This window comes from Paraburkholderia sediminicola (genome assembly GCF_046027355.1).
Taxonomy (GTDB): Bacteria; Pseudomonadota; Gammaproteobacteria; order Burkholderiales; family Burkholderiaceae; genus Paraburkholderia; species Paraburkholderia sediminicola_B.
On the sequence record NZ_JAQQEK010000043.1, the window covers coordinates 17,231 to 30,363 of the forward strand.

General features: G+C 54.7%; 9 protein-coding genes and 1 pseudogene. 1 reads left to right on the forward strand and 9 read right to left on the reverse strand.

The annotated features are described in order from the left end of the window. Positions 1 to 23 precede the first annotated feature (23 nt). The 3 genes from PQR42_RS40210 to PQR42_RS40220 form a co-directional block, all read right to left on the reverse strand. Positions 24 to 1,328, reverse strand: coding sequence for an MFS transporter (locus PQR42_RS40210; protein WP_408495303.1), 1,305 nt, complete (start codon positions 1,326 to 1,328; stop codon positions 24 to 26). A gap of 78 nt (positions 1,329 to 1,406) precedes the next feature. Beyond that, positions 1,407 to 4,457 (reverse strand): D-2-hydroxyglutarate dehydrogenase YdiJ, encoded by a 3,051-nt coding sequence (ydiJ, locus tag PQR42_RS40215; protein ID WP_408495305.1) that lies wholly within the window; start codon positions 4,455 to 4,457, stop codon positions 1,407 to 1,409. Between the two features lie 223 nt (positions 4,458 to 4,680). After that, complete coding sequence (locus tag PQR42_RS40220) at positions 4,681 to 5,487, reverse strand: phytanoyl-CoA dioxygenase family protein (protein ID WP_408495307.1); 807 nt, start codon at positions 5,485 to 5,487, stop codon at positions 4,681 to 4,683. A gap of 104 nt (positions 5,488 to 5,591) precedes the next feature. Between PQR42_RS40220 and PQR42_RS40225 the strand changes: the two genes are divergently transcribed. After that, complete coding sequence (locus tag PQR42_RS40225; protein ID WP_408495309.1) at positions 5,592 to 6,500, forward strand: LysR family transcriptional regulator; 909 nt, start codon at positions 5,592 to 5,594, stop codon at positions 6,498 to 6,500. Between the two features lie 709 nt (positions 6,501 to 7,209). Here the strand turns inward: PQR42_RS40225 and PQR42_RS40230 are convergent. The 6 genes and pseudogenes from PQR42_RS40230 to stbB form a co-directional block, all read right to left on the reverse strand. Next, on the reverse strand, positions 7,210 to 8,436 hold the full coding sequence (locus PQR42_RS40230; RefSeq protein WP_408495311.1) for a cell envelope integrity protein TolA: 1,227 nt from the start codon (positions 8,434 to 8,436) through the stop codon (positions 7,210 to 7,212). A gap of 14 nt (positions 8,437 to 8,450) precedes the next feature. After that, positions 8,451 to 10,778 carry a hypothetical protein gene (locus PQR42_RS40235; protein WP_408495313.1) on the reverse strand — a complete coding sequence of 776 codons (2,328 nt, stop codon included), beginning with the start codon at positions 10,776 to 10,778 and terminating at the stop codon, positions 8,451 to 8,453. Between the two features lie 399 nt (positions 10,779 to 11,177). Continuing rightward, positions 11,178 to 11,356, reverse strand: a pseudogene (locus tag PQR42_RS40240) (IS3 family transposase); the annotation flags it as partial. Between the two features lie 244 nt (positions 11,357 to 11,600). After that, positions 11,601 to 11,915, reverse strand: coding sequence for a TrbM/KikA/MpfK family conjugal transfer protein (locus tag PQR42_RS40245; RefSeq protein WP_408495315.1), 315 nt, complete (start codon positions 11,913 to 11,915; stop codon positions 11,601 to 11,603). Between the two features lie 11 nt (positions 11,916 to 11,926). Continuing rightward, the gene (locus PQR42_RS40250; RefSeq protein WP_408495317.1) at positions 11,927 to 12,385 is read right to left on the reverse strand and encodes a hypothetical protein; all 459 of its coding nucleotides are present in this window, start codon (positions 12,383 to 12,385) and stop codon (positions 11,927 to 11,929) included. Then, complete coding sequence (stbB, locus tag PQR42_RS40255; protein WP_408495319.1) at positions 12,385 to 13,098, reverse strand: StbB family protein; 714 nt, start codon at positions 13,096 to 13,098, stop codon at positions 12,385 to 12,387. Before stbB ends, PQR42_RS40250 begins: the two co-directional genes overlap by 1 nt. Positions 13,099 to 13,133 lie beyond the last annotated feature (35 nt).

The following is a 13,133-nucleotide window of genomic DNA, read 5'->3' on the forward strand; positions in this document are numbered from 1 at the left end:
TTATACCGGCCTGCGCAAACTGGTTACGTCGCGAGCGGCGGTGTCGACACGGCGACTTTCGGCTCGTCGACGCGCTTCCCAACCATCAGTGCGTAGACGAGCGCAGCCAGAAGCGCGATTCCAGCACTGATAAGGAACGCGTCGACAAACGAATGCGTCCGATCGACGACAACACCGGTGACAAAAGGCGCGAACGAGCCGCCGAAATAACCGCCGAAGTTTTGAATGCTCGCAAGGGATGCCGCCATGTGCCGCGGCGCAGCCACAGACACAAGCGCCCAACTCGCACCACATGCCATCTGGACAAAGAACATCGCTACGCTGAGATAGAGAATCGCAAGTGTCAGATTCGGCGTGAACGCAGCGGGAACCGTAAATAAAGCCCCACCAATCAGACCGATACAGATAGGCCATTTTCGGCTTCGAATCGGTGCGATACCGCGGGCCTGCAACGCATCAGCAACGAAGCCGCTCGATAACATGCCAATCGTGCCGAAAAGATATGGGATCGACACCAACCATCCGGTACTTGCGAGCGATAAATGACGCTCACGCTCAAGATATGCAGGCAGCCACGTCAGGTATAGCCACAGCATATAGATGATGCCCGCGTTGCCGAGAATCATGCCCCAGGTGGTACGCGTCAGAAACAGATTGCGCCATTCCGACATGGTCATCTTTCGCTCGACCTTGGTGTCACTTGCACCTTCGTTCAGATAGGCAGCTTCTCTGTCCGAGAGCGTCACGTTTTTGCGGTCACGATAGATCAAGTACCAGCCGATCGACACCGCAATTCCGAAGCCGCCCATGATCATGAACATTTGTCGCCAACCGCACGACAGCATCATGACGGTCAGAATCGGGGGCGCTAGAGCCGGCCCAATCGTCGATGAAGTAATGAAGATGCCCGTCGGCCGACCTCGCTCACGAATTCCAAACCACTCGCTGACCACTTTCGCGCCAGCCGGAAAGTTCGGCGATTCACCTACCCCGAGCGCGATACGCGCAATGATGAACTGATGGAGATTAGTTATCAGCCCTCCACTAAACTGAGCGGCGGACCAGACGAACATTCCCAGCCCGAGCATCACTCGCGAACCCAATTTGTCGAGAAGCACCCCGACCGGCAGTTGCGCAAAGGCGTAAGCGAACGAAAAGGCAGACAGCAATATTCCCATCTGAGATGCCGACAACCCGAGTTCACTGCTGACGGAATGGTTCGCGATAGACAATGTGCTCCGATCGAGATAGTTGACAATCCCGGCCAGCGTCAGAAGCGCTATTGATGCCACCTGTATGCGCTTTAATTTCTTCGACTTCTCGATCATTCCGTCTCCTTATATTTTCGAAAAATAGGTACTTGCTTTCACATTGAACACTGCTACGTCCGGAGCTACATCTAATGACTATCGGCGGTAGATATCCGCAAGCACCTGCACAGGGTGACGAAGCGTCTTGCCTCGCAGACGCTTCACCTGACAGCGACAGGAATAGCCTGTCGCCAGGACCTCTGGGCTTTCCTCGTTCCTGACCGGGCAATCGGATTCAGGAATCTGGTGCGCCCACGACAGCGCGAAGATGTCGGTCGATGTAGTCACGTTCCTCGCTTCATGGCCGTAAGTGCCTGACATCCCGCAACACCCTGTTAAGGGCATCGCCACGTCCAGACCTGCCGCGGCAAAAACCGCTTTCCAAAGCGCTGTAGTTTGCCCGGCATTGGTCTTCTCCGTGCAATGAGGTAGTAACTTGAACGACACACGTGCCGCTTTGGGCATGTGCGACGAACTGATCGCAGTCGCGAGCCACTCCTGCGGCAATAACACATTCGGGACATTTTCGCTCCCGAGTACTTTGGAATATTCCTGGCGATACGTCAGCGTCATGGCCGGGTCGACCCCAACCAGCGTGACACCCGTGTTTGCAATATCGAGCAGTGTCTGGGCGTTCTTCCGCGCGGCCCGCGCGAACCGTGCCAGAAAGCCCAGAACGTGGAGAGGTTTCCCATTCGGATGAAAGGGCGCGAAAAATACGCGAAATCCCAAAGAATCTGCAAGCTCGACAAATGCGGTTTCGACGTCGCCACTAAAAAAACTCGTGAAGGTGTCGCGGACCATGACCACGCAACGTTTCCGTTCGCTTGCGTTCATCCGCATCAGAATCTCAGGCGTCGCGATAGCGCATCGGTTCGACTTGCTGGCTTCGCTCTGGGCAATAATCGGTGTGTCGACTACTCCAACAACGTGCTTGAGCAATAGTCGCGCGAACCGGCTTTCCACAACGCCGTTGTAAAACTGTCGCCCCCCGGGCACGGAGACCAGCCGCGGAATCGTGTATTCGAGAGAAGCAATCATGTAGTCGCGAGCCGGGCGAAGATATCGCGTGTGGTAATGCTCCAGGAATCGTGATCGGAACTCCGGCACGTTCACCTTGACAGGACACTGAGCGACGCAAGATTTGCAGGCGAGGCAGCCGCTCATCGCCTCATACACCTCGTGCGAAAAATCATCTTTGTTTCGACCGCGACGCAGCGAATTCAAGAAACGTACGGGCAAGCGCTTCGCACGCGGTCGAGCGATCAGATCGGTACCTGCAGCTACCTGCAGACGTAACCACTCACGCATCAACGACGCACGGCCTTTCGGAGAATGAATGCGTTGACGTGTCGCTTTCCATGAAGGACACATCGAATCGTCCGGATCGAAATTAAAGCAAGCGCCATTGCCGTTACATTGGACGGCGTCACTGTTCGCTTCCCACACAGCGTCGCTGATCTCGCGATCGAGTTCACCTCGCAAAGTGGTGGAGTCAATCTTGAGAAGTGTGCTATGCACGCCTGCCGGTACGGCGATCTTTCCGGGATTTAGCTGGTTATATGGGTCAAACGCTGCCTTGATTCGCTGCAAGGACGGGTAAAGGCTCCCGAAGAAGGTCGGTGCGTATTCCGAGCGCACGCCTTTCCCGTGCTCTCCCCAAAGAAGTCCTCCGTACTTCATCGTGAGCACCGAGACGGCATCCGAGATGGGCCTGATCAAGGCAGCATCCTCGGGGGCTCTCAGATCGAGCGCAGGACGCACGTGCAGCACGCCAGCGTCAACATGCCCGAACATTCCATACTTCAAGCCATAGGAATCGAGCAACGCGCGAAACTCTGCGATGTACTCCGCAAGTTGCTCCGGAGGGACAGCCGTGTCCTCGACAAACGGCTGCGGCCGCCTTTTTCCGCGAACGTTCCCAAGAAGGCCGACTGCGCGCTTTCGCATTGCATAAACACGGCTAACCGCCACATCTCCCCAGGCGATCGTGTGGCCGAGACGCCGAACGCTCTGGTCCGTGCTGATGTGCTCGACAAATTCAGCGACACGGCTTTGCAGCTGACCGAGATCATCGGCGCTGAATTCAACGAGGTTGATACCTTGAGCGCTTCGCTCGTCGTTATAGTCCGGGAAGAACTCGGATATCGAAGTCCAGACAACGTCATCGCGGGCTAGCGCGAGTACCGTGGAGTCCACCGTCTCGATGGACAGCGGTCGATGTTCCATCAGAGCGCGCGCATCCCTCAGCGCATCCATGAATCCTTCATACTGGATGTTCACCAGCGCCGAATTAAGCGGTATCGGCAACACGTTCAATGTCGCCTCTACAACGAAGCCGAGCGTACCCTCCGCGCCGCAAATCAGGCTATTCAGGTTCAGCCTTCCGTCACGTTCGCGAAGATGCGCGAGATCGTAGCCCGTCAGGCAGCGATTAAGCGGCGGGAAAGTGTCTCGGATGAGTTCAGCCTGGTTGTCGGAAATCTCGCGGGCAGTTTTGTAGGCCCGTCCGACAATATCCGTCCGTGCGCAAAGCTGTTCCAGTGCTGCATCGTCGACCGGCTCGGAGACGAGCGGAACCCCTCCAAGCAACACGTTCTTCAGAGTGATGACGTGGTCGCGCGTTTTTCCATAGGTGCAGCTGCCTTGTCCGCTGGCGTCCGTGCTGATCATTCCGCCAATCGTGGCGCGATTCGACGTGGACAGTTCCGGAGCAAAGAATAATCCGTGCGGTTTGAGAGCCGCATTCAATTGATCCTTGACGACGCCTGCCTGAACCCTTGCCGTGCGTTTAATCGGATCGATTTCAATGATGCGGTTCATGTGGCGGGACAGGTCGACGACGATACCGTCGGTCAATGACTGGCCGTTGGTGCCGGTGCCACCGCCTCGGGGCGATACCACGACGCTTCGAAATCGGTCCTCGGCGAGCAGCCGCGCGATGCGCTCAACGTCAGCGGCGTTGCGAGGGAAAATCGCAGCCGTGGGTCTGCGCTGATAGATCGAATTGTCCGTTGCGAGTACCGTGCGCGTCGCATGGCTGACGTCGATCTCGCCCTCCAGTCCCGCAACCCGCAGAGCTTCGAGAAACGCTGCTTCGGAAGTAGTGTCTCGTGCTTCTTCTAGTTTTATCTTTATGACCTTCATGTCGCTTACCTTTCATGCGTCCTTGCGCGGCACTCTGCGTACGTATTGCTTCACCTGCGTCCATCAGAGCAACAGGCCTGACGCGTCGTCGTGATGGCCGCATTTGGAGAGAAAACGCGAGGTCACGCGTCGGCGACATTCAGGAGATAAGGCTTACCCTGTTGATGTGACTTGCCGCTGCTCGCCAGGTACATGCGTCCCGGCGAGCGACGCGCGCGCAAGTTCAGCCGATCTGAACTCTGTCGAGAATCTCGTCTGAGCCAACCTCGAGAGGAACGAAATTGGTCGAGCGCACATAATCCGGTCGCGGCTGCTCGACCTGTTCAGGCTTGTTCTTCACCTGGTTGTAGACGACATAGGCCTGCCATCGATCGTCACCGGACAGGTTGTGACCCGAGGAATGCACGATGTTGGCGTCGAAGAACACGACTGTTCCCGGGCGGCCGATGATAGGCACGGCCTTGGGATGACTGGACAAAATATCGAGCATCGTCTGCTTGGGTACAACGTAGAAGCGGTAACCGGTTGCCTCATCGAACGTCGGATCGAGTGAACCAAGCTTGTGGCTTCCCGGGATGAAGTAGAGACATCCGCCCATTTCGGTCGGCTCGTCGAGCATGACCAACGCGGTTGTCATCTGCGGTTCTTTCACGCCGTCGATATGCCAGGTGCCGAAGTCCTGATGCCATTGCCAGACGGAGCCGTCGATAGCCGTCTTCAGATTGCACTTCGTGTGATAGACGTAGAGTTCGGGATCGTCGATCAGTTGTTGTGCCGACTCGAGCAATCTGGGGGAGCGCACGGCGGAGTGAAAGACCGCCGATGCCGTCGGACTTTCGGTTTCGTGAACTTTGTAGATCGTCTTCGCGATGCCGCCCGTTTTTTCACGGACGAGATGGTCGGTGTCGATCTTCTGGATCCGGCGCAACTCGCTCTTCATATGCTCGACTTCTTCTTCCGAGAAAAGCTCCGGCAGAACAACGAATCCATCGCGCTCGTACGCTTCCAATTGTGACGCGGTAAGTTTCATGAGGGCATCTCCTGACTTATTGGTGTGATGTCATGATCCTAAAACCCCTCGCGTCCAATGTAAAAGATATAATAAGTTGCGTATCGATACCTAAAAGGTTTCAAATGGAGCTGCGTCATCTTCGCTACTTTCTGACGGTGGCACGCACACTCAACTTCACGAAGGCGGCCGAAGAACTGCACATGGCCCAGCCGCCGTTGAGCCGGCAGATACGGGAACTGGAAGAGGAACTCGGCGTGGCGCTTTTCGAGCGCCGGGGCAAACGCGTTTTCCTTTCATCGGCGGGCCAGGTTTTCGAAGAACGGGCCAGGCGAATTCTGGCGGACACAAACTCCGCGATCGTGGATTCGCAACGCGCAGCAAGAGGGGAAATCGGCCGGGTGGCGGTCGGGTTCTTTGAGCACATCGCGTACACGCTGCTGCCGCCGCTCTTGCGTGAATTCCAGCAGCGTTACCCCGCGGTGACAGTCGAACTTCGATGGTTTTCCTCTGCGGAACAGATCAATGCGCTGGATCGAGGGGACGTCGATCTGGCCTTCGTTCGCTCTTTGCCGTCGGATACCCAACTGAACAGCGTCTTGTTGCTTCAGGAGCCGTTTTACGTTGCCATCGCGAAGGACAACCCTCTCGCAGCGAAACGGCAGATTTCCATCAAGGACTGTATGCACCTGCGCGTCATCAATTACCGGAAAGATGTCGCGCCGGACTATCACGCCACCATCAACCAGTTGTGCGCACTGGCAGGCTTCTCTCCTTCCACGAGCTTCGAAATGGGACAGATCTACGCGTCCCTTGGCCTCGTAAGCGCCGGGTTTGGTGTGACGCTCGTACCTGCGTCGGTTCAACGAACGCACATGGACAACGTCGTTTATCGTCCGCTGCGTGAACAGCACGCGCGAAGCGAACTCTACCTCGCGTGGAAGGAACCCAACCCGCCCGCTGCGCTAGGCTCTTTTGTTCAACTCGCGTGCGAAATAGCCGCGCGCGCATCGGGCAAAGCGAAGGTCGAGTAAAGCAAGCGGTACGACTTCAATTGCGATGAACAGGTTAGTTTTCCGGCTGAACCGTCAGCACAACTGCTTTGATTTGCGGCCGCCGTATGTAGCGTTGATTTGACTGCTTGTCCGGTCGCGTTAGAAGGAAGTGTGAAGCCGCTGAAGCAGCTCATTTAACGTCATGTCTCGCTTTGGCACGATCCGCATTAGCTAGGACAGCGGCCAAATTATCGGGGGATATAGTCGACGCACGGAGATGTCTTGATCACAATAGCTGGGTGACGGACAGCTATACGGTGCAAAGCCGCCGTTCGACTGTCCTTTCATGCCGTGGATACCAACGACTGCACATGGCCGAACCCGGTCCGAAGAAGACCTCGACGGATCTTTGATCGCAGCAGGTGTGCGAAAGGCATAAACCGACCCTCAACCGCCGGTGCGACTGTCACCACATCAACGCCCGCTTCCGATCGCCCAACGGTCATCATGAGTTCGCGGAGGCAGGCCCGTTCTCAGCCATCATCGCCATTCCTTCTCCACGGAAGCGATGGACGATCAATGAGCGGCCGCCCTCAAGTTCCGTGCCATCCATTGCACGGTCCGTATCTTGCTCTCAGCCAGTGACTCACACCGATAGTCCTTTTCTTCGAAAACCATATTAAGTGAGCCCGAAGATCGTCAGATTTAATAGCCGTCGATCGGCGTTCTCGAAGTGTGCTCGTCTTCATCAAGGATGACTTATCGTAGCGCCCCGTTCGTCACTGTTGTCGAAGTCCGCCGGCGCATACTCAATGTGACCGCCGTAATAAACGAATGGACGCGGGATGAAAGGCGACGGAAGCGGCACATAAGCCGACTGCGGATTGGCGATTGACTGTTGGAAATATGTCGGAGGGGTGCTAGGAGACCATGGCGTCGTTGGTATATTTGATGTCGGTCTAGTCGAAAAGTAGCGCGCACGATCTGCATCCTGCTGACTGCGCATCGCTTCCTCTTCCCCTGCGAGCTGTCGTTGGCGCTCCTCTTCTTGTAGCTGCAGTTGGGCCCGCCGCTTTTGTTCTAGGGCCTCTTGGTAAGCTCTAATTTCTGCCTGTTTTTGTTCCTCCGCCCGCTGTTTGTCTTGCTGTTTCATCTCTTGATAAAGACGAGCGTCATACTTTAGCGCAGCATCTTCCAGTGGCTTCGAGCGCTTTTCTATTTCTTGGTCTGCACTTCGCGCCAAGGATCGCCTTAGTTGTCCGTACGTCAGTCCAGGCCCTCCCATCTCCGCTGGAAGCGGCCGAGCTTCATCGATAAATTGCCTTACAACTTCGCCTGACTCGCTATAGTCATATCCCATTTGTTCAAGAATCCAGCCACGAGGCTTGCCGCCATGCGTTGGACCCGACCACCATAGACCATAATCAACATCCGAACCTTGACGAATATTTTTGACCAGGTTTGTCATTACCTTAACACCGCCAGTGCCAAGAGCTAAAAACTCTCGGGAAAATAGTATTTCACCAGTTAATCCGTTTACAAAATTACCGGCATCAGAGAGACGCAGCGAATAATCGCCGCCAACATCTTTGCCGTATTTCTTGAAGTCCCAGATCCCTCCCTCCCGTTGTGAATTGATCCACATACCGATTGCGAACAAGCTTCCATAGCTCAGCCATCCGGTCGCTATATTTGTAGTCTGTGCATAGATATCGGCTTCTGACGGTACGAGTGGTTCTGACGCAGACTTCGGATATACCGGTGGAGCGAACTGCACCCCTGGGACGATCGATATCTCGGTCTTTGCGAGAAACTGACTAGTGTCGCCAAGTTGCGGCAATTTAAGCAGCGTAAATCCAGCGTGCCTCCAGATGCGCTCATCCCAAGGTAAACTGTTCGGCTCGCGAACTGCCTGCCCGTACGCCAAAAATGGCGCGGAAAAAACAATGAACGCAGTGAGTCCAGGAAAAGTCATTTTGAAATACCTGCTCAGTTTGCCGACACCAGGTCTAACCACCTTTTTTGCTCTTCAATTGTTTCTAAAAGTGCTTTGGAAGGTACCAAGATACCGTTACACTTCGAGCCTATTTCGACCGGCCCGGCATCGAGTGTTATTATCGCGTCCTTGTTACTCACACTTACTTCGAAACCCACGGCTTTAAGGTCAGCGACGGTTGAAGCAAATGAAGTGCCCCCCAACTCCCCCTTAGAAAATCGTACAGATTGTTGCGAGTCGCCCACTTTCACTGACACAAGCAATTGCTTAGTATCCCGCGCGCCCGAATTTGCAGCTGACAGGGACTGTTCGTCTAGGACTCCTTCGAAAGTGTGCGTTGACACATACTTCCGCTCGACACGATCAAGTAGTTTGACCAGTTGCTTTCGTCGTGGCATCTGCAAGATAAGGCGTCTTTGCGCCGCCGTCACAGGCAATGTTCCACTGCACGAAAGCCTCACTGCGACAGACACTCCCTTTAATAGGTATTCTCTCAGTAGCGGATTCACCGAAGTGACTCTCAGTCCAAAACGAGCGACGGGTCGAAACACAGCTAAAGTCGTCCCCGCGGGGACCCATTGGCCATCTTCGACAGACACGGCATCTACCTGAGACTTCTCAGGCACCTGAAAATTTCCATTGCGTAACGAAGTTGTATCGTCGAAATACTGCCTCAGCAAATCAATAGCGTATTGACGAAATGGAATCGCACTGCGTGCGAGGTCGTCCATCATTTGGCTCTGGATTGTATGAATCAGCTTAACAATCTGTGCTGCGCGGTCTATATTTAATCGGCCACTAGGCCAAGGGGAACTAAGAGTGGAGTACAGTCCAGTAATAGCCTGTATGATTGAATTCGTGAATGGATTGCCGCTCGCCAAATCCATACCAATCAATTGAGATTTATATTTAATTAACGTTTCCCACAATGCGCTGCCGGGTTCGACGGGTAGCTGAATGCTACTGCCCATGGCGAAATACGGTATTAGCGGTGTATTCAAATAAAATACAAGCCGTGAGTCAACCGAGGAATTTTCCTCAATTAGATCGATTAAAGCGCCTTTGAATTTAATTGGTGGACGCATCTGATCAGTGATGATTGACATCGACTCAATCGTCGGCCACTCAGTCTCAGTTGTTTGGGGCGTGGCTAATTCCCTAACATGGTCGGCAGCCAATTTGATGGCATTTATATCCAAGTCAAGGAGTGCTGGAGTGACCGTTCTAAGGTCAGAATCGAGATTTGCGAGGGCTGCCGCGTTATTCTCTGCGTTCTTCCATCTGACGCTTCCAGCATACCTTGTAATGTGCTGATAAACATGTTCCCAGTTTGAAATTGCGACGTATGCAGCCGCACAGTCTGCCAGAATGATATCTAGAATTTCGTCTGGCGATTTACTATTCTTATAACTGGTGTAAGATATAATCGATAGATAATTTAAGTCGGCGGAATTCAAGAGCTTCTCGTCGTGCACCGTTTTCCAGTATTTCCAATAGCGCATAAAGTTACCGGCGTCTTTACCGTGGCCCTGCGTTAAAGGGTCGGTATTAAAGCTAGGTCTGCCAACCCGAAATACCCTTGTGTTTGATCGATCGAACGCAGCATTATTTGGTTCAGTGTCGAAAACATCGGAGCCATTAAACGATACGTAATAATCGGATGAGTTTAACCTCCTTGCCTCGCGCATTTCGTAGATAACGATACTCCTGATAACGTTGCGCCATTCGTTAGGCGACAAAGAACGGGGCAAATGGGCGTCTTCGCTGATCTTTTTTGAGACTTCCTGCAATAACGGAGATAGGGGTGCGCCGTCGGGCTCTTTGCTGAGCTGATCTTTCTCGCTCTCAAGCGTCGGCGTATCGTCGTGAATATGAGTACCGGCTTCAATCGCGGCGCGAATGACCGGATTATCTACTCCGTCCCAAGGACGGTTTGAGATTGGAAATGACGCGCCCCGTTGTCCGTAGTCCTGCAAGAGGCCGTCCATAGCCTGATAGTGAGTGAACTTTGCCTGCAGCACATCGACGACTCCCCTATGCAACTTGAAGATTACAGGCGAATTCTCCTCGTCGTCGGGAGTAGGGAAGTAAATGCTCCAAGGCTTCGCCGATTTATAGACGTCGCCATATGAAGGCGCTTTAATAACTGTGCCATCGGCCGGTGCACTTAGTGTGTATCGCGGCCCGGCCTCCACCACGGCATCGAACTGAAATACAGAAGGGAGTGCGCCTGTACTCGCGACTGGCTGCGATGACCGCATCTGTCCGATGCCAACGCTGAACAGTATGATGAGAAGGGGCCGCAGCATCTTACGGAACATGCCATTCTCCCAGACCGAGTTTGACCGCCAAAGTCATGACAAGTCCAAATCTGAAGCCCAGCAAAGCCTGAAGGCTTCAGATTTGAATGGTATGGCCAATCAGACCGCAAAGGCAACCGTGTTGAGGCTGATATGCCTTAGACCAATAACGCTTCGGAGTGGTTGTAGGTAAAGAGCTACTGGAGTGACAATCGGTCGAGCCGCGCAGCGCGTTCGTCAACCCTGCTACTGCGTCAGCGCCGACGCAGTAATTGATGCGTTGCCTTGGCAACCGTATCGGGACGGAACCTATTCCCGCAGCGCATTGGAGATGGCGGCCTTCACCATCCTTCTTTATCCCTGAGGTCGGACGGAGACGGTGGACGCCAACGGGGTAACTGCAGCGATGCGGTTTAGATGCTAACGCTGCGTAAATGCAGCAAGCGACAAATAGTTGCGACGCGCCTGCGTGCGCTGTCGGTTGTAGATCTCAATGTATTCGCTGATCACGCACACTGCGCCTGCTCGCGTGACGCAAAGCGCTCATGATAGACGAAGCCGCTTTTGAGCGAACCCCAGAATGATTCGATCGGCGCGTGCTGGGGGCGAACCAGTGACCGCAATGGCCGATTAACCAGCATTTTCTGTTGCCAATCGAATGACCGTTTGCTGAAGAGGCACAGCCGTCTGAACGACCGAACGACACGATTGCCCAATGACGCTTCTTGGCCGAATCCGGAAGCCTGCTACCGCGTGCTGTCGACTGCGGGCCGTAGCCCGCACCGCAATAGTCCTGACTTCCGACGGCAAAACTTTGTCAGAACCTGAGAGAGCGGCTGCGCGTCACGGACCAGATTGAACGTTTCCGTACCGGTCGTTCACACCTTTCTTCGTATCCGGTCCAACGCTCTGGCACTGGTTCGTGAAATCGCTACGGGCATCCGACGTGCCTGTCTCATCGAAGTGACCGTGGTGAAATTTCACGATGGAAAAGTAACCCGTCATATAGTTTTTGCAGTCCCCGCCGGCACTGCCACCGGCGATCAGGCCGGCGAGACACAGGACGGCCCCGCAGGCGGACGGGTTGTCGTCGTCGGCCAGCGCCACCGTCTGGGTAGCGACCGCGCCGCAGACTAATATTGCGATCAGTCGTTTCATGAGATCTCCTGTCAGGTGGTCAGAAGGCGCAGCGCAGCAAGGGCTCCGACCGTGAGCGCCACCGAGCCAAGCATGGCGCACGCGGTCCATGTGGCCAGTTCGATTCGTCCGATGCCCCGGCCATGGCCGGGGCCGCGCTCTTCGCGCAAGACGTCGCGCAGCAGATCGCGGCTTCGTCCGTTGGCTTCGTCGTACTGCCTGAGCGAGATCTCGCCAAGCAGTTGATCCCGGGCCTCCGAAAACCGCCCCGCTTCGGCCAGCACATCGGTGCTCGATGCTGCGAACTGGTTGAGGAACTGCTCGTAGCGGGACGTGAAGCGCAGCAGCGTGAGTTCACCATCGTCCTTGAACTGCTTGCCCGTGGTATCGAGCAGCTGGGACAGACTCTTCACGTCCCGTCGTAGCAGCGATAGCTCACCCAGTACTGCGCCGATCAACTCCTCGCGGATCGAATCGTCCGATGCGCCCATCAATGCACCACGAGTTTGAAGACTGCGTCCAGTTCGGTTGTTACCCGTGTGGCCAGACGTTTGATTGCAACCAGTTGGCGAATCTGTGCAAGATGTTCCTCGGGCTCCCCGCTCTCCATTGCTTCGGCGTTCATCGCGACATAGTCGGTCGGATCGTTGCGAATATCGATGATGGAGCGATCGAACGCCTTGATCTTTTCGTAGATAGGGTTCTCATACATCACCGCATCGCGATTCAAGACGAAATTGCGGTTTTCCGCGTAGTAGTCGAAAATTTTCGAGAAAACCTTTGACACGTCGTCTTTCGGGGTGACCGTGTTAAACACGACGCGTATCCGGTTTGCCGGCACACCGATTTCTCCGGTGAGTGCGCGCAATGTCGAAATTGTGTCGACCTGTTGTTTAAGCGCAGGAACGGTCGGTACGACGAAGGCATCGAAGTCCTCGTGAGAACCTTGATAGTCACGCATCAGCGAGACAAAGTCTTCAACATTCGATGCCCCGATATCGACCACGGCATGCCGCAAGGTCATCAGTTTGTCCTGCAGTTCCCCAAACTCCTTTCCACGCATCGCCGATCCTTTTTCGCTGTCGTCCGAGTTGATCGACTCGACAGGAATCACCCGGGCACCGTCCAGCCGTGGCGCGAGAAGGTGATGTGCAACGGTACTCTTGCCAACATTGCCTGAGAAGTTGATTACCGCGATCTTCATGATGGTTTGCTCCTGTTGTTCGATTTGACGATGAC

Bases quoted from the DNA above. Each gene is read 5' to 3' on its own strand.
- PQR42_RS40210 (WP_408495303.1), bottom strand. From the start codon at position 1,328: ATGATCGAGAAGTCGAAGAAATTAAAGCGCATACAGGTGGCATCAATA.
- ydiJ (WP_408495305.1), bottom strand. From the start codon at position 4,457: ATGAAGGTCATAAAGATAAAACTAGAAGAAGCACGAGACACTACTTCC.
- PQR42_RS40220 (WP_408495307.1), bottom strand. From the start codon at position 5,487: ATGAAACTTACCGCGTCACAATTGGAAGCGTACGAGCGCGATGGATTC.
- PQR42_RS40225 (WP_408495309.1), top strand. From the start codon at position 5,592: ATGGAGCTGCGTCATCTTCGCTACTTTCTGACGGTGGCACGCACACTC.
- PQR42_RS40230 (WP_408495311.1), bottom strand. From the start codon at position 8,436: ATGACTTTTCCTGGACTCACTGCGTTCATTGTTTTTTCCGCGCCATTT.
- PQR42_RS40235 (WP_408495313.1), bottom strand. From the start codon at position 10,778: ATGTTCCGTAAGATGCTGCGGCCCCTTCTCATCATACTGTTCAGCGTT.
- PQR42_RS40245 (WP_408495315.1), bottom strand. From the start codon at position 11,915: ATGAAACGACTGATCGCAATATTAGTCTGCGGCGCGGTCGCTACCCAG.
- PQR42_RS40250 (WP_408495317.1), bottom strand. From the start codon at position 12,385: ATGGGCGCATCGGACGATTCGATCCGCGAGGAGTTGATCGGCGCAGTA.
- stbB (WP_408495319.1), bottom strand. From the start codon at position 13,098: ATGAAGATCGCGGTAATCAACTTCTCAGGCAATGTTGGCAAGAGTACC.